This window comes from Enterococcus sp. (assembly GCF_022711995.1).
In the GTDB taxonomy this organism is placed as follows: domain Bacteria; phylum Bacillota; class Bacilli; order Lactobacillales; family Enterococcaceae; genus Enterococcus_D.
In genome coordinates this window covers 72,330-94,061 of the sequence record NZ_JALAHI010000041.1, presented here as the reverse complement: position 1 = coordinate 94,061, position 21,732 = coordinate 72,330, and the positions used below count along the sequence as shown (strand labels likewise).

The 21,732-nt window shown below is 42.1% G+C and carries 14 protein-coding genes and 1 pseudogene; 14 read left to right on the top strand and 1 reads right to left on the bottom strand.

Annotation, left to right across the window (positions count from 1 at the left end; translation table 11 throughout):
* Positions 1-287 precede the first annotated feature (287 nt).
* The 10 genes from Q0A12_RS04135 to Q0A12_RS04090 all read left to right on the top strand — a co-directional run bounded on the left by Q0A12_RS04135 (position 288) and on the right by Q0A12_RS04090 (position 14,778).
* A complete protein-coding gene (locus Q0A12_RS04135; RefSeq protein ID WP_291291407.1) occupies positions 288-2,480 on the top strand; it encodes a pectate lyase-like adhesive domain-containing protein in 2,193 nt (730 codons plus the stop codon).
* A gap of 3 nt (positions 2,481-2,483) precedes the next feature.
* Positions 2,484-3,005: a hypothetical protein gene (locus tag Q0A12_RS04130; RefSeq protein ID WP_291291406.1), complete on the top strand. Its 522-nt coding sequence runs from the start codon at positions 2,484-2,486 to the stop codon at positions 3,003-3,005.
* 61 nt (positions 3,006-3,066) lie between these two features.
* On the top strand, positions 3,067-3,702 hold the full coding sequence (locus Q0A12_RS04125; RefSeq protein ID WP_291291405.1) for a hypothetical protein: 636 nt from the start codon (positions 3,067-3,069) through the stop codon (positions 3,700-3,702).
* Positions 3,703-3,721: 19 nt separating this feature from the next.
* Complete coding sequence (locus Q0A12_RS04120; RefSeq protein WP_291291404.1) at positions 3,722-3,982, top strand: LPXTG cell wall anchor domain-containing protein; 261 nt, start codon at positions 3,722-3,724, stop codon at positions 3,980-3,982.
* Between the two features lie 523 nt (positions 3,983-4,505).
* Entirely contained in the window at positions 4,506-5,216 is a 711-nt protein-coding gene (locus Q0A12_RS04115; RefSeq protein WP_291291403.1) for a phenylalanine--tRNA ligase beta subunit-related protein, read from the top strand.
* 254 nt (positions 5,217-5,470) lie between these two features.
* Positions 5,471-6,748: a helix-turn-helix domain-containing protein gene (locus Q0A12_RS04110; protein WP_291291402.1), complete on the top strand. Its 1,278-nt coding sequence runs from the start codon at positions 5,471-5,473 to the stop codon at positions 6,746-6,748.
* Between the two features lie 598 nt (positions 6,749-7,346).
* Positions 7,347-7,658: an LPXTG cell wall anchor domain-containing protein gene (locus Q0A12_RS04105; RefSeq protein WP_291291401.1), complete on the top strand. Its 312-nt coding sequence runs from the start codon at positions 7,347-7,349 to the stop codon at positions 7,656-7,658.
* A 19-nt stretch (positions 7,659-7,677) separates the two neighbouring features.
* Positions 7,678-8,463: a WxL domain-containing protein gene (locus tag Q0A12_RS04100; protein ID WP_291291400.1), complete on the top strand. Its 786-nt coding sequence runs from the start codon at positions 7,678-7,680 to the stop codon at positions 8,461-8,463.
* Between the two features lie 131 nt (positions 8,464-8,594).
* A complete protein-coding gene (locus Q0A12_RS04095; RefSeq protein ID WP_291291412.1) occupies positions 8,595-9,569 on the top strand; it encodes a DUF916 and DUF3324 domain-containing protein in 975 nt (324 codons plus the stop codon).
* A 28-nt stretch (positions 9,570-9,597) separates the two neighbouring features.
* The gene (locus tag Q0A12_RS04090; protein WP_291291399.1) at positions 9,598-14,778 is read left to right on the top strand and encodes a WxL domain-containing protein; all 5,181 of its coding nucleotides are present in this window, start codon (positions 9,598-9,600) and stop codon (positions 14,776-14,778) included.
* 212 nt (positions 14,779-14,990) lie between these two features.
* Here the strand turns inward: Q0A12_RS04090 and Q0A12_RS04085 are convergent, their stop codons facing one another.
* On the bottom strand, positions 14,991-15,788 hold the full coding sequence (locus Q0A12_RS04085) for a helix-turn-helix transcriptional regulator (protein WP_291291398.1): 798 nt from the start codon (positions 15,786-15,788) through the stop codon (positions 14,991-14,993).
* 207 nt (positions 15,789-15,995) lie between these two features.
* Here Q0A12_RS04085 and Q0A12_RS04080 point away from each other — a divergent pair, with 207 nt between their 5' ends.
* The 4 genes and pseudogenes from Q0A12_RS04080 (at position 15,996) to Q0A12_RS04065 (ending at position 21,675) form a co-directional block, all read left to right on the top strand.
* A complete protein-coding gene (locus Q0A12_RS04080) occupies positions 15,996-16,970 on the top strand; it encodes an acyltransferase family protein (protein ID WP_291291397.1) in 975 nt (324 codons plus the stop codon).
* A 175-nt stretch (positions 16,971-17,145) separates the two neighbouring features.
* A pseudogene (locus tag Q0A12_RS16405) lies at positions 17,146-17,511 on the top strand (family 1 glycosylhydrolase).
* A 64-nt stretch (positions 17,512-17,575) separates the two neighbouring features.
* A complete protein-coding gene (locus Q0A12_RS04070; RefSeq protein ID WP_291291395.1) occupies positions 17,576-18,679 on the top strand; it encodes an NADH-dependent flavin oxidoreductase in 1,104 nt (367 codons plus the stop codon).
* Between the two features lie 221 nt (positions 18,680-18,900).
* Positions 18,901-21,675, top strand: coding sequence for a sigma-54-dependent transcriptional regulator (locus tag Q0A12_RS04065; protein WP_291291394.1), 2,775 nt, complete (start codon positions 18,901-18,903; stop codon positions 21,673-21,675).
* Positions 21,676-21,732: the final 57 nt, after the last annotated feature.

Here is a 21,732-nt window from a genome sequence, read left to right as displayed (position 1 = left end):
AATAAATAAATATGACATATACTGATGGACTGCCTAATTGAGTGAGAACAGAATGATAAAAATAAGTTGGAGAGGAGTTCGCCTTTGTGAAGGGATTTTTGTTATTACTTCAGTTGGACAGACTAACCTTCTTTTACAGAAAGGAAAAAAGTATTTTCGGTTCTATTATGAGAATTTTCTGAAAATGTTGAGAAGAGGGAAAAGTTTTCCCGGATTTAGATTTTAGTTTGCTAAAAATTGTACGTATAATTTCTAATAACCTTAGTGGGATTGAGGATGGTGAAAGAATGCGAAAAAAAATGCAGCTTGTAAGTATCGTCTTTTTCCTATTTGTTCATTTTTCGGTTTCCGTTGCTGCTGAAGAAATGGCGCTAACTGAAGAGTCGATACAAGAGTCGCAACCTTCAGTGGATGGGTCACAGACGGAAGAATCGTCAATTGAAGAAAGCTCACAAGAGGAAACTTCTCAGTCAGAAGTTTCTCAACCAACAAGTGATGAAAGTTCATCGACGACTGACTCCTCTTCAGCTCAGCAACAGGAATCTATGGAACGACCCACAGTTTTTGCAGGGGATGCTGAATCTGTAGTTGAGGAAATAGGTACCGCAGAAAGTCCCTATCTAGTGACGAATTTTTCCGAATTGAAACAAGCACTGGCTGCCGCTTTAGATTCTGAGGCAACGAAGTATATTCAATTCCAGAATGACATTGTCTATGATGGCACTGCAACCATCAAACAAAATACAGTGATCGATGGCAATGGCTTTGCTCTTTTGTACAATGGAACAAATTATGGTGGTGCTCATTTTAGCACAGGAGCCAACAACATTTCGGTTACCTATAAAAATTTGTCCTTTGGTAATAGCGCCTATCCGAATAGTACCTATTATGGCATCTTATTCACAGGAAACTCAAATGTCCATTTCACGGTAGAAAATATCAATTATAATATCAAAATTGGTGGTCAGCCTTTTTGGGGGAACAATGATGCGGGAAATACGTTAGAGATAAGAGGTCAGAATCAATTTTATTCTTCAGGTTCTTCTTATGGTGGAGAATTTGTCGAAGGGTTTCGAAATGTTCTCTTTGCGGAAGGGAGCAATACCTCTATCTACAATGATACTCCTACAGCGTTGGCTATTTTTTGGAGCACTGCACAAACGGTGGCCATTGCAAAAAAAGCAGTCGTTTCAATTGAAACAAGCAAGCGGACACTTTTCTATGGGGATAATGCCACACTAAACATCCAAGAGCAAGCAGAGTTTCGTTTCAAAAAAATTTATGGCACCAATAACCCAACGAATGATGTGAGTTTGACTTATGGCGGCACACTGACCGGAAATTTAGCCGAAGATTCTCTGGCTCAGTTTACGACAGATACAAGTGGTTTTTCGGGAAATAGTCCAAGCTTCAATCTATCTTCGCCAGATTACTTGGTTTTCGAGAATTCTTCAGCAAAGCAAGTCTTTACTTCCGGATTTGATCCAAAACTGACTCGAAAGGATACGGACGCCGATACCTATAGCATCAGCTATTTAACTGCAGGGAAACAGACGAGTTATCTTTCCAATGCTCAAACGAATACGACATATACCATGACAACAGCACTCATCGAAAACGGCTATTCAATGGCCTACAGCCGTATGCCAAAAATTGACAGTATGTCTGCGACACCGGAAGTCGCTGCGGATGTTAGCAGCATTCATGGACAGATTGACGCAGTAACGCCTTCAGCACTTGCAGGGCAAAAAGTCCAGTATAAGCTTGCCGCTAAGAAATTATACAGCGGTGCCGATAGTACCGACGAAACAGCCCAAACCAGTATTGAGCAGGCTACCGAGGCAACGGGGGTTCTTGAAGGGAAGGAAATAACCTTAGATGACAGTTCTCAGCCAATAGGTGCAGACACAAAAGCGACCTTCAACGAATTGTTTGCTGGCGGCTATTATTTGTATGCGAAAGTCGAAGGTTCTCGCATTCCTGGTTATACTTTCCAAAGTACTTGGCAAGAAGTAACGGTAGAAGTACCTAAATTTATTTTGACGCAATTTTCCCATCCCGCAATGGCATTTCAGAGCCCAGTTCCGGGGCAGTTTGGGAAAGAACGAAATCTCGATGAATACACAGTCCGAAATGCTGGCAATGTGCCAACGACATTGAGTCTGAAACGTGTGACACGGGATCCTGAAAGTGCCTCACCTATTTCACTGGTGGAGCAATTTGTAAGTTATGATCAGGAATTGCTGCTTTCTTTGATTGCCGAAAAAGCGGATAGCAAAGAAAAAATCACATTGGGTCCTTTGATCGAGAAGGAGGACATAGATCAGCCGACGATTCCGCTCAATCCTTTTTGGGCGTCAGATAATCAGGCAGCTCTTTATTTTAATGGCAACTATTCCGGACCAATGATTGGACCGCAGACCATTCGTTACCATTTATCATTTGCCATCGCAGAAAATAATACGAGTCAAGAGGAGTAGATGATGGAAGAAAAAAAGAAACAAAAAAAACGAATGTTAATTTTAATCCTTCTTTTGCTCTTACTTTTGGGAGGGTATGGTGTCTATCATTTCTTCTTCGCTCCAAAACCGGCACCCATGACGGTCATTAGTGGAGATTTCTTACCAGAAGGAAAAGATGCAAAAAAAATGTCGGATAAAGAACTGGCTGCTCTTGCACAAAAGAAAGTGGATGAGAGCAATTTCAATATGATGATCGTCTCAGAAGCAGTGATCGACAGTACAACACAAACAGGTCAGTTAGCAATCAAGAATCCTGAAAGTAACGCTTATCCGATCAATGTCGAGATTAAAGAAGATAAAACGGGGCAACTGATTTATACGTCAGGGGCGATTTATCCCGGAGAAGAAATCAAAGAGGTTCATCTGGAACACGCGCTGGCAAAGGGCGAGTATCAGACGACAGCCACGTTCAGCCTCTATGATTCTCAAACGAAGAAAAAGCAAGGAGAAGTTTCTGCAGGAGTCACTATTTTTGTTAAATAAATCAGGGTTCACAACAATTTTGTTTTTATTAATAAATTTTCAATAATATGGAGGAAATGATATGAAAAAAATACTAGCGATCTTATTAACATCCGGTGTAGTTTTGGGCGCAGCAACTATTGTCTATGCGGAAGATGGAACTGAAAGTGGTAGCCAGCAAACCATTAGCGGTGAAACTACTGCTGATATTCAAGTAAACGGAACACTGGGTGCGGATAACACGGATCCGAATGCCAATATTCCTGAAGGTGACACCAATTGGATCAATGTGACTGTACCAACCAAAACAATTTTTTATAATACAGCGGCTAATCCAGCAATTGTAGCGCCTTCATATACCATTCAGAACAATTCAGGACGTCCTGTGACTGTGATGGCCAATGGTTTTACTCCGAATGGAACGAATCCCACATTACCAACTGATTTTACTTTGAAATTGGCAGTGACGGGAACGGCAGATAATGCGGCAACCACGGCTTCGACTAATTTGATTACCGATGGAACCATTGTTTCTTCGTTGAATTCTCCACTCATAACATTAGCAAACGTAAAAAATCAACAGCAAGCGGCAGATTCTACGGGAACACCAGTCAACAACAAAGCGACATTCACCTATACGGGAAGTGCGACCACTACGACTCAAGTCAATGTCAACTATACATTGAATCTTAAATTTGATGCGGTGAAATGGGACTAATCATGAATGAGGTGAGTGCATGGCTACTGGATCAGATATTCAAGTTTCTGGTCAATTAGGGCTTGAAACTGCCGACAGCAATCCGGGCGGACTGGATCAAGTAAATCAACATTCAGGAGTCGCAACTGTTTCGGTTACGCCGCATTATGTTGTGACGCAAGAATTCCCAAAAACTGGCGAAGTGGAGCAATCTGTTTTGACATGGTCTGGGATAGGCTTGTTAGCTATTCTCCTTTTTGTGGTCTTAAATAAAAGAGAACAGCGGAAGGAAACCCATTGATTGCGATGGGTTGAAACCAGAGCTCCTTTTGCAAATCTAGTTCATTGGAAGAGCATAGTCTCCCAGGTTTAATATTTCGATCATGGGGACTGTGACATAAGTCAACATCCAACAAGTGAAACCGAATCCTATGCTATTGCGACGAGGAGCCACTGCACCGCAGGAGCAATACTATATCATGTTCGGATGCTGTTACTTGTAGGAGACTTATGGCACAGTCTCTTTTTTTGCTTCTTATTGCTTCATACTCAGAAAGCTTCGTCATAATAAATCGATTGACGGAATCAAATGGATACAGCCCTTGAAGCAAGTAAAAAGCGTTGATTGAGCTTCTTGTCCATAGAGCAGGTAAATGAATAAAAAGGTGTAGATAAGAAAACAATTTGTTATACTGAAGCTGTATCCAGCCAATAAAGATTGATTCTGTCGTTTAAGCATGTATTTCTGTATGCCGACGGATTTACAAGTAGCCAGAGCATTTTTTGTAAAAGGTATTTAATGAAAGAAGTGGAGTGTGAAAGTTATGAAAAAAATCGTGATCGATCAAGCATTCTGGGAAATCTTTCCCCAAGCACAAATTCGTTGTCTTGTTGTGAAAGGGATCGATAACTCAACAGATCCTGCAAAAGAAAGTTATTTTACCGAATTGTTGGAAAACGGCAAGCAAGAAGCCAAGCAGTTCTTAACGAATGAAACCTTCAGTGAAAATCAAGTTATCCAAGAATGGCGGGAAGCTTTCCAGAAATTTAAGACAAAAAAAGGAGCCCGTTCTTCTATTGAAGCATTGTTGAAGCGGGTCAATCAAGATCGAACGTTTTTTCCAATTAATCCATTAGTAGATCTCTACAATAGTGTCTCTATGAAGTATGGGATGCCATTAGGCGGAGAAGATTTGGCTGCAATCAAAGGGGATTTGCACCTCGGTCTAGCTAAGGGTGGGGAGTCATTTTTCCCATTAGGCGCAGAAGCGGATGCCCCAGCTCTAGCAGGCGAAGTGATTTACTATGACGAGCAAGGAGCCATCTGCCGTTGTTTAAATTGGCGAGAAGCGCAACGCACGATGTTAAAAGAAGAAACCGTCGATGCAGTATTGTTCATTGAATCAATCAATGAAGAACAACATTTGCGAGCTGATGCCGCAATGGCTGAGTTGAAAAAATTAGTTGAGGACTACTTCAAAGTTGAAAGCAGCCAGTATGTCTTGAACCGAGATAATACGGAAGTAGGGATTTAAGAGCAATCAAAAGAAGGTAGCTTAAAAAGTATCTATTTTGGTTTGCTGGATGAAGCGCCCCCTAAAAGTTGGCCCAAAAATCTAACTTTTAGGGGGCCTTTCGTTCTTTCTTCGACGATCTCAGCCAAAGATCTCAATTTCATAAGAAAACAATCATGCAGGAGGCAAGTATTGTCTTGAAACTAACCTAGGCATGGTAAAATGAGGAATCGACATGGATTCATTGAATAGAAAGGAAAGGTGCGTAATACGTAATGACAGACTTATTCTATCAACTATTGACCACACCTAAAATCAAGCGGTGGATCCTACTACTTGATCAATTGGAAGATACATACATTACGGGAAATCAGTTGGCAAAATTATTGGACTGTACCAGACGTACCGTGATCAATGATGTCAAAGAAATCAAAAGGGGATTCAACGAAGCAATCTTTCTTTTAGGAGATGAGAATGGTTACTTACTGGAACTCCAAGATCCACGCCTGTATTATCAAAAGAAACAAGAACTTCTTGAAGGAGAGCGCCTGTTTCAAATGGTTGATACACTCTTTGAGGATCAAAGACGGACCAATCATGAGTGGGCCGCCCAGTTACAGTTGTCGCCAGCCACGTTTGCTCGAACCAAACGACAGCTTAATGCTATTTTAGACACCAATTACGGGATAACTCTTTCCCCAGCGACCAATGAGATTATCGGAAAAGAGACGAGGATTCGCCAATTTTTTTATGAGTTTTATTTCACGTTGCCTCTTTACCCCAAGGCATTAGCCCAAAAAGTACGGCAGATGCATGATCAAGAACCGATACGTCCGTCGTCCAAATGGCAGTTGAAACAGACCCCGTTGCAGGGATGGACGACGATCACTTGTAAACGAATCAAGCAAGGCCATGTTTTAATACAAGAAGGTGCAGATCAGGAACTTTGCCAAAAACTTGCGCTAGCTTTGGATCCATCCTGTCGGTTAGACTTGCCGGCTCAAGACAAAGCATGTCTCTTTTTGGCGGCATTAGAGGAGCAGCAGTTTTTCCGTCCAGTGGTCCAAACGGAATTTATCTACCATTTCTCACCTAGTCATTGGGGAACGCTGATCGAAGCAACAGAAACAGAACGGCATGGCCTTTTAGTTCAAACATTGATTCACTTGATGAAAGAATTCTTTCACTTACCTTATGAATTAGATGATGGAATAAATGATGAAGGAGAAACAAGCCTTGCGGAAGAGAAGTTATTTGAACAGCTATCCGCCCTTATTTTAAAAGAAAAGCAAAAACTGGATCAGTCCATTTCTGTTTCGTTTCGACTTATTGGTCCCAAGGTTTTGCAGGAATGGATCAAAAAAGAAGTACGCAAGCAGTTAGAAATAAATGGGTATTGGTTGTTTGAAGGAGAATTGTCTGCTCAAGGAGGCGTCATGCCTCGCATTCAAATTACAAATCACCCAAATCTTCATCCAACCACTATCTGTCTTCAAATGATACCGGATGAAGAAGAGATCAAAGAAAAAATAGAAATGTATAAACTGGGTTAAGTGAAGATCGTTAGGTTCGTACTAGCGATTTTTTTGTTTTGTCGTAAACATCTTTAGCCAGTTTGCGAAAAAGATATTTCGCTGCTTGTGAAGGATTTGAAAAAGATAGAAGTGTTGAAAAAATAGCCTAAACTACGTATCACAGGATTTCTGAGGTTGGCTGCTTTGGTGTGTGAAAATATAGCTCTGGTCAAGAAAGAATTGAATTTGAAATAAACGTGAGTGGCAATGGCATTTCTTAGACTCGAACTAGTAATGCACCTTTATCTGCACAAAGAGTTTTCGGCAGTTCTCAAAAGTCTCTTTTTAAGATCTGAGACTGCTATTTCAGATATTTCACTGGGTTGTGAAAAAGTTGATGTTTACCTTTTTTTCGACTGTTATATACTTATCCCAGTAAAAGAAACACGAAAAGTGTGATTTTTACAGAGCTTTTTTGTTTCAAAAATCTTCGTTTTTAAGACAACTTTTTGCTTGATAAGCTGTTCATTGAAACCGTTGAATTAACAACTATCCTCAGACATTCGATTGAATCGAATGTCTTTTTTGTCGTTTCCCCAAAAACGAAGAATTTTGATTCAATCCAAGGGGGAGGGATATGAAGAATAACAGAACTGGGTTGTTGGTTATTGCTGGAATCATTGTGTTTTTTTACTGTGGGATGGCGACAGCTGCAGAAGTCCAGCAAGTTGAAACAACAGGTACCATCGGATTCACAGGGACCTATAAACCAAAAGGAACACCAGACCCAACACCGCCTGAGAGTATTGTGAAGCCATCTATACGTCCAGATCTGACATTGCCGCAAACAAATGAACGGGATGATTCATGGCTTATTTGGCTCGGATTATTCTTGGTCAGTGTTGTCGGTACTATTTGGAAGCGAAAGCAGAAACAGACAAATCATTAAGAAAGTAGGAATTATGAAGATGAAATTTATTCGTTTAGCAACGATCACTGCATTATCAACCACTCTATTCGCAGGAGGAGCAGCTGTTGTTTTTGCCGATGAAGTGAAAGAAGTAACAACCGAAGGACAAATCAAGTTTGAAGCGGATGAAGAAGGCGAGTTAGTAATTATCCCGCCAATTACAGAACCAGAGGTTATTATCCCGCCAATCGTTGAGCCAGTCACTGGTCCACTATCCATTCTACAAGCGCCAACAATGAACTTTGGTTCGCAGGTCATCTCTAACCAAGACCGGACCTACAATATGGTTGCTGAGATGGCTAACTTAGCCGATGGGTCAGGTCAAACGCCATATGTCAGCTTTGCTCAAGTCCAAGACGTTCGGGGAACGAATGCAGGCTGGGACTTGCAAGTAAGTTTAAGTGACTTTAAGTCGAATACCCAAAATAACATTCTAACGGGTGCGGAAATTTCTCTTGTCGATTCCTTCATACGATATGAGGGGAATAATCCCAACAACGCGCCGACGAATCACGCTGCTGGTCTGAAACTGTTGCCTAATGGTGCCGCGCGTTCTGTGATGACAGCAGCTGAAGGTCAAGGTGCTGGTGCTTCTTCTGTTGTTTGGGGAGACCAAGCAGACTTAAATGCACAATTGACAGCAGAAGGGTTTGATCCGGAAACGGATGTGGTGGAGAACAAGGCAATCCAATTATTCATTCCTGGAGCAACAGCTAAAGATGCGACAACGTACACGTCAACATTGACATGGGAATTAACCTCAACACCTGGAGAAGATGCCTAAGTCCGCTAAATGAAATGGATGAGATACAACTGACAGCGTCGCAGGAAATTGTGACGCTGTTTTTCTAAGAAAGGAGATTTTATTTGAAAAAAACAGCTTTAGGTATTTTGCGGCAAGTCTGCTCTTTCTGTCTGCTACTGTTGGTTTTTTTCCCAATAGTGACTCATGGGGAGGAGACTGCATTAAATTTTCATGTCACTCCTGAATTTCCTGAGAGTCAAGTTGCTGGATCAAATAGTTATTTTGATTTGAATCTAGCTGCTGGAAAAACCGAAAAATTGGCACTGAAAGTTCAAAATACCAGTAGCAAACCGATTCAAATACAGATCACAGCGCATACGGCATATACCAATGTTCATGGGGTCGTTGAATATGGAAAAGATGCGCTAGAACCAGATAGCAGTCTTTCTTATTCACTAGATCAATTAATCGACGCTTCAGATGTCATTGAACTTGCAGGAAATGAGACCAAAACAATCAGTGTTCCTTTACATATGCCGAAAGAATCATTTGAAGGGTTTCTAGCCGGGGGTCTGCGAATCAGTGAAGTCAAAGAAGAACAAGAAACAACCAGCACTGACGAAGGGGTTGCCATCAAGAATGAATTTGCCTATATCGTTGGCGTTGTAGTCACGAATTCAAGGGATTCGGTACAACCTGACCTTGATTTATTAGATGTGTTTGCGGATCAGTTGAATTACCGCAATGTGATCAGTGCTAGGATTCAGAACTATACCCCGACATTTGTTAATCGATTAGCGGTTGAAGCAACGGTTCAGCGGGTAGGTGAGGAGGACATTCTCTATCAAGCCAGTGAAGAAATGATGCAGATGGCGCCAAACTCTAATTTCAACTTTCCCATTTCATTGAATGGCGATCGCTTTCAAAGTGGCGAGTATCTTTTAACATTAAAAGCGACCTCTGGAGAAGATGAATGGGAGTGGAAGCGAACATTCAAGATTGAAGCAGATGAAGCTCGTGCATTGAATCACCGCGATGTCACCATTGCACCAGAGACAAACTGGTGGCTGATTAGTGGGATCGTTCTGCTCGCATTTCTGTTAGGCATTGTTCTTTATCGCATGATTCAGAAGCGGCAAACCTAAGCAAGAGCAATAGGAAGGATTGAATTCTATGACTATGACATTGAGAAAAATGATGCTTGTTTTAAGCATGACGTTAATGGCGATGCAGATACTTCTGCCTATAGGGATGGTTTATGCCGAAACGATCGTGAATCCAGAAGATCAAGAACAAGCACCATTGCCTTCAATGAAAAACTATCTAAATGAGGAAAAAGATTCAACCCCGCGTTTTTTCTTTACTCATTCTCAAATGCAAGGAAATGTTGGCGAAGCAATCAGAGTCCTTTTCTTTTCGGACCAAGAAGTTTCAGAAGCAAGAGTGACTATGCCTAAAGAAGCCAAACTGGTCAAAGAGCAACTGCCAGCAGGGATTATCGTGGTGCAAGAAACACAGACCCAATGGCTCGTCAAAGCTGAACGTCCTCAAAATACGTTTACCCTTCCTGTAGCATTTGACTTGGCAGGCAGCTATCAAGTAACTGTAGCAACGGTCACATATACCATTGAGATTCAAGACAAAGAAATTATGAAAGAAATACCTACCGAGGTGACCGAATCATCTGACGAATCTACGGCCAGCCAAGAGAAGGCACCAGCAGCAGAAAATGAGGACGAGTCGGTAGCAGAAGCTGAAAAGCAAAATGAACCTGTGGAGGAAAAGCCAAATACTCACTCAGACAATGAGCAGCCTGCTAGCAAATCGAAAACAGAGGAAAGAGCGTCATTCTCTGGGGAGACTGCCGAAGTTTCAACGATGGCAGAATTTCGAGCAGCCGTTACAAATCCCGATGTTTCCATCATTTCTGTGCAAGCCAATTTGACTGAATCCAGCGCCAATATCATGACTGTAGAGCGACCGTTACTTATCCAAGGCAATGGGCATACACTCACTTTTGGAAATAATGGCTTTTACTTCCAATTGGCAAATAGAAGTGAAGCAGCGACTTTCCGCATCGAAGACGCAACTATTACAAAAGTAGGAACAACACCATTAGTCAACAGCTCACCAGAGGAAAGTCAAAACTGGACCTTTGAATTGGAAGATATTGCAGAAGTCAATGCCAATACCATGCGGCTTGCTTCGCTTCCAGAGGGGAAGGTTGTTTTTACAGGGGGCAATACGGATTTTACACGGACGAATTCTACCACCACTTTTATTGAAGCGAAAGAAATCGTTGCTCTAAATCAAGCACAGGTAACAATTAATCGAGGAAATGCGACAATTTTCTTTTCTGCAGCTACGGTAACAGCCCCTAAACTAACGGTAGAAAACGACGCATCACTTCTCATTACAACAGCAGGGGGTACGGCGAATACGATTGATTTTAGAGGAGAAAATCCAGAAATCGCGCTGCAATCGGAAGCGCAACTAACCATAAGTACAGTAGGAACAACAGCTACTCCTACAAATACCACCAATAATACGGTTGCACTGACAGGGGTCGCCCCTAAAATTTCTCTAAATGAAAAAAGTCTTTTGCGTCTAACCAGTACCTTGGCGAAAAGAGGCTTGCATTTAGTAGGGGCTGATGCTCAAGTAAGTGTGAAGGATTCGGAATTAGTTGTTACTTCAGCAACACAAGCGACGGTTAATCTGAGTGGAAATCAGCCAATTTTTTCGGCAAAAAACAGTACGATTGAGCTTACTTCAACAACGGGGCAACGAGTAAACTTAGTTGGAGAGACCCCTCAATTGAATCTCTCAAATACTCAGTTAAAGTTGAATGCCACAACAGGTCGCGGGCTCTTTTTGCAAGGAGCGACGCCACAAATTGATTTAGATGATAGTCAATTAGTTGTAGGAGATACAGGGGCTTCTCAAGGAATAATCTTACAAGGCACAGACGCATTCCTTGCTTTGAGAAATCATAGTGAACTTGCTTTATCCGGTGCTGGAACCGGCACAACAGAGAATATTCAGATCGGGAATAATAATGCACGGCCACAGCTTTTAGTTACTAATGGGTCTAAATTATCTGTCACAACCACCAGTGGAACTGGAGGGGCATCAGATACAGCCAATAATGCCATTCATTTAAGAGGTGCTGAACCAAAAGCATCGATTACAAATGAATCCCAACTCACAGTTTCAGTGACTTCGAATGCACGAAGAGGACTCTACTTAAATGGCGCCGGTGGTGAATTGACCATTAAGGATAGCCAATTGGATATAAGCACAATCTCTGGTCAAGGGGTGAATCTCAATGGAAACAATCCAATATTCTTGGCTGAGGAGGCAAAAACGACTATTCGATCCACTTCAGGGCAGCGAATGAATTTGACTGGATCAAATCCTAAAATAACGCTAAGCAAAAGCCAGTTATCAATGAATGCTGCAACTGGACGAGGAATATATTTACAAGGTACCGCCCCGCAAGTTCTTCTAGATGACAGTCAGCTAAACATGGAAGACACAGGTGCTGCTCAAGGGATGATTCTTCAAGGAGAAGATGCGTTCCTTTCTTTGAGTAATCAGAGTGAATTCTCATTGAGCGGTGCTGGGACGGGAACCTTACAAAATATTGCAGTTGGAAATAATAATGCACGGCCTGAGCTTTTAGTTACGGGTGGTTCTAAACTATCTGTCACCACCACCAGCGGAACTGGAGGGGCATCAGATACAGCAAACAATGCGGTGCATTTGAGAGGAAGTAATCCGGTATTGAGAATACTGGATCGTTCGCAAGTTTCTGTAAGGATTCAGTCTGGTGCCAGACGGGCATTTTTTATGAATGGAAATACGGGTAATTTTCAGATAGAAAACAGTGAGCTAGATATCAATGCTGTCTCTGGTCAAGGAATCAGTTTTTCAGGTAGTAATAGCTTGCTTGCCATTAAAGATGGATCAAGGGTATCTAGTCAGACAGGTGTTAACGACAGTATCATTTTATTAGGAACTGAACCGACGCTCGACATTTCAGGAGAAAATACCAAAGTAGATGTATCCAGCAACGCAAATTCCAGTAGCCAACATGCTGCTTCAATTTTTATGGGGAATAGATCCAATAATTCTAGTTCTAATGCAAGGGTTTTGGTCCAAGACGGTGCAGAGCTTAACGTTTTAGCTGGTGATAATTCACCAGCTGTCGGACTAAGAAGTATGGGCGGGCAATTTGTAGTCAAGGAGAATGCCAAGGTCAATCTGAAGAACGGGAATGCCTCTTCCGCTTATGAAGCTGCCGCTGCTACTTTGCGATTTATCCAAGCGGGATCTTACAGCTTCTTAATTGATAATGCCGAGATGAATATTACCAAAGATGGAGGTAGAGCGCCAGGAGTCAGAATGCATGGTTCGAATAACAGTATTACCGTTAGAAATAAAGGGATCATTAAAATCGATAATCCTGGAAATGGTTCAGCGAACAATGGCGGGACAGCTTTAGGAAATCAAGCCATCCATTATACAGTTGGTTCAAATAATACGTTCACGATTCAAGATCCGGGGTCACAAGTAACGTTAAATGCCGATAGTGGCCCGGGACTTGATATGGAAACCACAGGAGCAATTAATGTCATAGATGGCGGTTATTTTTCTGTAAGTGGACGAACCTCGTCTTCAAGTGGTGGGGTGTTTAATACACAGGTAGTTCAAATTACTTTTGATAATCCGCTGTTTATGGACTTTAGAAACAATCGACCGGGTGGCGGAAACATCTTTAACGTATCAAACGGTTCAATCTTGAGAGCAACCAATAGTGATCTCGCTGTTTGGCGACATGGCTCCGATCTAGATGCAGATCCTGATCTTAATTTTCGTAAATTAGATTATACCTTTGGCGGCTCGAATTTCAATACTCTGCGGGAAACCAGTGATCCTGAGCAGCTGAATACAGCGACATTCGGTAACTCTGGAATGACTCTCTATAGCCGAATGAGCAGCAACAACGGCCGCTGGGCGATCGCTGATGAGCTGCGAGTGCCCACCAATGCAGATCAAAAAGTCTATGGCCATGTGAGTGTGCCAGTAGGGCTCAATGAAAAACGCTCTGCGTGGACAGATGAAGCCACAGTGACCGTTGAAGTGATCTCTGAAAATGGCGTGAAACAAGAATATCAAGCAAAGACAGTGGGGCACTCCGAAGAAGCCCCCGGCATCAGTATTTATGGGGAAGAACCGCGTAGCGGACTTTTTGAAATCCAATTGGAAGAACCGTTAAAAGCAGGCGAGATCTTGCGCATCAGTGAAGTGAAATTAAGCAGTGGTGAATTGACCAGCGGTTTTGAAAATCTGATTTTGACGGATCCCGTTGAGGTCTTTCCAATCGTTCCACCGAAACCGGCGGAATTTTCATCTGCTACCATCAATCAATATCAGACTTCCATTCAGGGACATTCTGAAAATAAAGACGTCAAAGTCACAGCAACCCATAATGGTACGTGGCTCGATACAGAAAATGTCGAGGTGGATTCGAATGGCAACTTTGTTTTGGATATAAGCGCCCTCACATTGGAAGAAGGCGATGAGATTCAAGTCTTTCTAAGAGACAATGAAGGCTCGGCAGCGGCTGCTGGGGTAATGAACCCACCGGAAACGAACAATGAACAAGGGAATATCAATCCTGCAGAACCGTTGTCTTATCATGATACAACTTTTGAAGCAGCAACGGTATTGACAGTAGCAGATTTATCCCCGGTTTCGCCAGTCGATCCATTGAATCCGGAAGTAGAGGTTGATCCAGAAAACAAACCGGAAATTCCAGAAGATCAAGGGTTACTAAGTATTGACTTTGTTTCACAATTTGACTTTGGGTCACAGGGAATTTCCGTCATGGAGAAAACCTATTATGCCAATCCACAACGATTATTAAATGAGGATGGCCTTGTAGATGAAAGGGAAAGACCCAATTATGTTCAAATCAGTGACCGCCGTTCAGACGATGAGCGAAGTGGCTGGCAATTGGCCGTCACTCAAAAAGAACAATTTAAAGGGGAAAATAATCAAGAACTGATCGGGGCACAGCTACGTTTGAAAAACCAGCAATTAGTCACCGCACAAGGCGGGACTTCGCCAAGCCTGCAATCCTCTCAAAGTGACTTAGTTCCCGGCGTAAGACAAGTCCTCCTTAATGCACAAGATCAAGCAGGAACTGGTACCTGGGTCTATCGCTTTGGTGATGAAAAAACGGCTAAAGAAAGTATCGGCCTTCATGTGCCGCAAGGTTTTACCCCTGAAGCTACTAGCTATTCGACCACGATTATCTGGGAATTGAGTTCTGTTCCCGACAATTAATGAAGAAAAAGACTACAAAAGAAACAATGAAACGCTCCCAACCATCTGTTGAAAGACAGAAGATGGTTGGGAGCGTTCTGTTGTAGGCTAATGGCAAAGTTTTGATGTAGGAAAATGGCCTTTCCTAAAGGATGAGTCCAGTTTTAAAGGGGGGAATACAACTCGCTAGCTTTCAACGGCTGAAAGCCAGTTTCTCAAGTTCTTTGTGAGAATCAGTAAGAAAGTGTGCCCTTTTCAAAGGGCAGTGCCTCCAGCTCTTCAGTGGTAAACAACAAATCGCCTTCTGCAGGAATACTGACTCTGTTCACTGCTGAGGGATCTTTTTTATAAGCAGCACCGGCTTTTTTCATGTTATACAAGTAAAGGTTTTTGCCAAAATTCAATTGCGGATCGGTTAGATTCTCTTCCCGAGAACTGCGAACAATAATGGCACTTTCTTGCGGACCCCACTCCAATTCGTGATGCCCCTCCACCAGCAATAGACTCTGTTTCTCATTGCTATAGTTTTTGTAGCCAGCTATTTTGGGTAAGCGGATAAGCGGTTTATTCGTTGTAAAAGAAATCAAATATTCTACATCTTCCGGTAATCGAATGGTTTGACCGGTGGCTTTGTTGGTAATGGTTGTTTCTGGCAAGCGGTACTTTTTAATTCCAGTGATGGTGATATCTTCTTTCGTAAGGTTGACTGGATCAATCCAAAAACCAAGCGCTAATACCGTTAATAAAATGATAGAAAGAACGGACAATATACCAATCAACCACTTCCCCCATCTCTTTTTTCGACTATCAAGATTTAATTCCGTCACCATTGCTTGATCTTCTTTCAGCAAATAATCCAATGGCAATTCAAAATAATCACTAAGCTTGACCACCTGAGTTAAATCAGGGTAACTTTTTTCATTTTCCCACTTGGAGATTAACTGACGGGTGACAAAAAACTCATTGGCCAATTGTTCTTGGGTCAATCCTCTCGCTAACCGTTCTTCTTTGATAATTTTTCCGATATTCATAGGTTCCTCCGTTTCATCTTTCCCATTATAGCAAAAATCCTGAATCCTCCCAATAATTCCCGGAAATACTGGGGTGCAACAAAGGGTAACATATTGATGGAGCAATGTTTTCCTTTGTTGCAGAAAAGAACATGGCATGGAATCCTTTGTCGCTTTGATTGATGAGAAGGAACAAGTATCGTCAAAAAAGAAGCGGAGGGAAGAGGAATGAAAAGAAGATTCTCGTTATTGGATTGTGCGCAATGTTTTGCTGCACTGTTGGTTGTTTTAGTACATTGTGGGCGACTTGCTGAAAATGATCTGGTTCATTTTCTTTTAAAGAGTCTCCTCTGTCGGTGGGCGGTACCGTTTTTTTTGATTTTAAATGGCTATTTCTTTCAGAAAAAAAACTATCGACTAAAGGAATGGGGAATGCGGCAACTCAAAACGTATTTACTATGGTCCATTTTCTATTTGCCTTACGGCTATCTGTTTCTGCAACAAACAGACTTGCCATTCTATCTTTATCCCGTTGCCCTTGGGTTTGCTTTTGTCACCATTGGGACTTGTTATCATCTATGGTATTTTCCGGCATTGATCAGCGGGATGTGGCTGGTCCATAAAACAAGGAAGTGGGGCTATTTCCTTCAATTTGCTTTGGCTGGTCTGCTTTATCTTATCGGGTCAGCCGAGACCTATTCTAGTTATTTGAATGAGCCATTGCGACAGCTCTATTTGAACTATCAGAGCATCTTTCAAACGACACGCAATGGTCTGTTTTATGGGTTTCTCTTTTTACTATGCGGCAGCTTTTTAGCAGATTATCAGAAAACACCTTTTTTTCAGAAACATTTAAAATGGAAGCTGGGTGTGTCTTTGCTATTGTTGCTTGTCGAAGGAAGGATCATATTTGTTAATCAGGGAGATGACAAAAATTTTCTCTTGCTGATGGTCCCTGTGGCATTATTTGTAGCTGGTCTTTTAGTGGAAAAGCCCTCTTCCCAGTCTTCTGTGCTGCGAGCAGCCAGCAAAGTGCTTTTCTTTCTCCATCCCTTTGTGTTGGAAATTGGCAAAGGAATTGGCATAACAGGGATACCGCTGTTTCTTTTCACGGTAATTGGGGTGTGTGGGTTATTTTTGGGGAAAGTTTTTTTGTCCAAAGTGATTGATACTCGCTACCAAGCAGAATATGAGAAGTGGTAAGGAAAAATCGACTAGAGGAACCTAATGAGTAGGGGAACTTGACGACTACAGGGACGTTGTAGAGAGAACAAAACATCTAGGTGAGGATCAAGAGGCCACTAGCAGTTTTGAAAACACAGTCGAAAATCCTTCTATCAAGTCAAGCGACTGAGAATGGACGATTGATCCTGTTGGCTTGCGCATCACATTGAACCGATTGTATGAACGATGCCAACGCCCGCTTTTTATTGCTGAAAATGGCTTTGGTGCAGTGGATGAGCGAACAGATGGACAAGAGAATCGACTACTTAAAGGTATATATTGAACAGATGATCAAAGCAGCAGATAATAATGGCTTCGCATTGATTGACGATCCTTCATTGATTTAGTCTTCTTTCCTATTGGTGAAATGAAGAGATATGGTATGATTTATGTAGCTCGTGAGAATGAAGGCAAAGGGTTAGGCCAATATCGTAAAGATTCCTTTTACTGGTATCGGGAAGTAATTGGATCCAGCAGCGCTAACTCTCATTGCTGTAGAAGGAAACCACGACTTAAATGAGAAGAATAAGCACGATGATTTCTCTAGCTGGATGCTTATTTTGTGACAAGGAGAAGAGAGCACAATGAATAAAATGGAAGATAGCTATCAGTTTAAACGGGGATTGACAGTCAAAAATCGGATCATGATGGCGCCAATGACAACAAAAATGAGCTTTGAAAATGGTGAAATCACATTAAATGAAGAGAATTACTATTCGTTGAGAAGTGGCGAGGTTGGGGCAGTTATTACGGGTGCAGCCAACGTTCAAGATATGGGTAAAGGCTGGGAAGGCGAGCTAAGTGTTGCCAATGATGAGATGCACAACAGTCTTTCCCAACTTGCAGCGGCAATCAAACGGAATGGAACAAAAGCAATTCTCCAAATTTTTCATGCAGGTCGCATGACTAACAGCAAGATTCTAAGAGGAGAACAGCCTGTTTCCGCTAGCGGGATCGCCGCAGAAAGAGCAAATGCTGAAACGCCAAGAGAAATGACAAATGATGAAATTTTACAGTTGATCGAGGACTTTTCAGAAGCGACGAAACGAGCTATCAAAGCAGGTTTTGACGGCGTCGAGCTTCACGGAGCAAATACCTATCTTCTGCAACAGTTCTTTTCGCCACATTCAAATCGAAGAACAGACAGCTGGGGCGGGTCATTGGAAAAACGATTCACCTTCATCAAATGTTTGGTCGAAGCTGTGACGAAAACAGTGGATGACTATGCAACAACGCCTTTTATCGTAGGGTATCGTTTTTCTCCAGAAGAATATGAAAATCCAGGGATTTCATTTGCGGATACCCTGTATTTGGTGGAACATCTGTGTCAGGAAAAACTAGACTACCTGCATATATCCTTGAAAGCCTATGATCAAGTTTCGGTAGCAAAAGAATACCAAGAAAAAACGATGCTGGCATACATTCATGATAAAATCAACGGCCGCTTGCCATTGGTAGGTGTCGGCGGCATCAATACCAGCAAAACAGTCAATGAAGCATTGGCTCATGCAGAACTTCTTGCAGTGGGCAGTGCGCTATTGATCGATCCTCATTGGACAAGTAAACTGTTGAATGGGAAAGAAGCGTATATAAAAGAATTTGTGACTAGCGAAGAACGACGGGAGCTTTTCTTGGGCAATGGTGTGTGGCAGTTTATGAAGAACGGCATGCCGGATAAATTGAAATAAGCAACGAGAGCAAGCCAGCTGAGAAAAGCGTGTTTCGTATTGGCGCAATGAGGCAGCGGTACGAAGAATTTCCGTCTGAAAAGTAATTTCTCTATCAATAAAGGAACAAACAACTGCAGACCGTTCTAGTGACGGTTTTCGGTTGTTTGTTTTTTTCGACTCTTGGCTTTTTAAGAAACGTGAGCTATGATAAACGGAGAATACGGATAAGGAGAGCAGCGATGAAAGAACAATTACTTGCTTACTTGCAAAACCAGACGGCTTTTTTCTCTGTAGAAAATGTAAGCGATGTATTTACAGCGAAAGATATTGCCGAGAAATTTTCCGTTAAAAGAAATACGGTCAGTCACTATTTAAATCAGTTAACAGAAGAAGGACGTTTAGTGAAAATCGCGACCCGACCGGTTTACTTTTTTCATAAACAGGCATTTGAAGTACAGAACTATCCCTTAGCGCAAAACATTTACGATAGTTTAGCAGCAGTGGCAGCGGAAAAGCCCTTCTTTGATCAAAAAGAAGATTTCTTTTCTAGTGTCATCGGCAGTAAAGGGAGTCTCGCAGAAGTCATTGAGCAGATCAAGATGGCAGCTTTTTATCCCAATGGTGGGCTTCCCTTTCTGTTGACAGGAGAAAGTGGGACTGGGAAGAGTTTTCTGGTGAAAATGTTCCATCATTACTGTGTGGCCAATGAATTATTGGAGGTCGATGCGCCTTTGATCACGATCAATTGTGCCCAATATGCCAATAACCAAGAGCTATTGACCAGCAATTTGTTTGGTCATGTCAAAGGGGCCTTTACCGGCGCAGAAGAAGATCGCGGCGGCGCTTTTGAGGCAGCAGATGGCGGGGTCTTGTTTCTCGATGAAGTTCACCGGTTGAACGCTGAAGGACAAGAAAAATTATTTACCTTTCTGGATCAGGGAGTCATTTATCGTATGGGAGATACCGGTCGACCAATCACGGTGAATTGTCGCTTGGTTTTTGCGACAACCGAAGATTTGAAACAAACCTTTTTAACAACTTTCTTGCGACGGATCCCGATTCAAACCACGCTCCCTGCGTTGGAAGAACGAACGCTTTCTGAACGGAAACAGCTGATTTTGCAAGCGTTCTATGAGGAACAAAAACGGATCGGACTGCCTCTGGAAATCTCACCTCAAGTAATCGAAATTTTGACAACCGGTCATTTTTCGGGAAACGTCGGGGAATTGAAAAGCACGATAAAGATCATTACCGCCAAAAGCTACACAGCCAGTCTAAAACGGGATGCCAAAAAAATAGCGGTCACGGTGTATCATTTACCGGAACATTTGCTGCAATTGACAGATGAACCCAATGAACTGGCTGCGATGCAACCCGTTCTTATTGATGGCCAAACACAAATTCAGCAGCTGACTGTGGAAAGCGAGCCAGAACAACAAAAAATCATCCATACGTATGAGCAGATTCTGCTTAGCTATGTTCAAGCCGGTCAAGACTTTGCCGCCGCCGCTGATCCTATTTCTAAAGTGATCGAACGACTGTTTGAAAATCTGTTGTTTGATCATAAGCAGGAACAAAAGCAACGGACGATGATTTTTGTGACAGAGCATGTTCAGCGAATGATGGAGCAAATCGAGCATTCCTTCCAAATCAGTTTCAACGGCAGTATGGTTTATACGATCAGTTACTATTTATGGCTGCGGAGAAATGTGGAATGGCTGCCAGATGATCAAGACAAGATCTTACTGACCGAGAACTTATTAAAAAGTGTCAAAAAACATTATTCCACCAGTGACCGCTATACCGAGAATCTCTTGGGCTTAGTGCAAAAAGCGTTGGACATTGAGCTAACAAGCATGGACCGCATTTTATTTACCATCTATATCAATGATATGGGGTATTCAAAGGATTCATTGCTTCCTAGAAGCATCATCGTAGCCCATGGTTATGCAACGGCGAGCAGTGTCGCTAATGTTGCGAACCGCTTGTTGAATGAATCGGTTTTTCAATCCTTCGATATGCCGCTAGATGTCACTCCCAAGCAAATCGCCGAAAGGATTACGACATATATTCAGAAAAATGATGTATCCAATGGACTGGTGGTCTTGTTCGACATGGGGTCGTTAAAAGAAATCTATCAATACATTCCAGAATTAACGGTTCCTATCGTGATGATGAACAATGTAACGACAAGTTTAGCCATTGCTGTGGGGGAATGTATTCAGCAGAATGTTTCCTTAAAAGAGATTCCAGAGCGAGTAAATGCCTACCATCAAAATGAATGGGAAATCATTCTTCCGCCAACGAAAAAAGAGAAGGTCGTGATCACCACTTGTTCCACGGGGATCGGGACGGCTGTCCAAATCTCAAACTTATTAGAAAAAAGTATTCCTGATCATCTACAGATTCGCGTTCTCCCTTATGAGTTCAAACAGTTGGAAAACAGCGAACATATCCAACAAGCTTTTGCGACTTATGATATCGTAGGCGTTGTGGGAACCAACAAACCCCGGCAAGAGCTCGCACCTTTTATCTCACTAGAAGAACTGATTTCCGGTGCGGGGACAGAGGTGTTGTTAGGCTGGTTAAAAGAAGAGTTGGATGAAGACATGATCGCCTATGTGAACAATCAATTAGTGCGAAACTTTTCATTGGATCGAGTGATCCAATCGGTGACGATCTTGGATACCGAGAAAGTAATTTCCCAGATGGAATTCTTCGTGGGAAATCTGGAACGTATGTGGCAACATCGAATCGCCAATGATCGTAAGCTTGCATTATTTGTTCACACAAGTTGTTTGATTGAGCGGCTCATCAGAAACGAAGCCATTGAAAATTATCATGCCAGCGACACATTGCTTCAGTGTCATGAAAAACAGCTAAATGAAATCAAAAAAGCATTTAGTGTCATTGAAAAGGTTTACAGTGTCGCGATACCGGAATCTGAAGTTTGTTATATCTACGATGTATTATTTGGAAACACTGATTCTTCAATGGTTGAAGCAGATTTTTAATCGAGAAAAAAAGCGTGCCACTTTTTTTGGCACGCTTTTTGCGTTTAATAAAGTGTA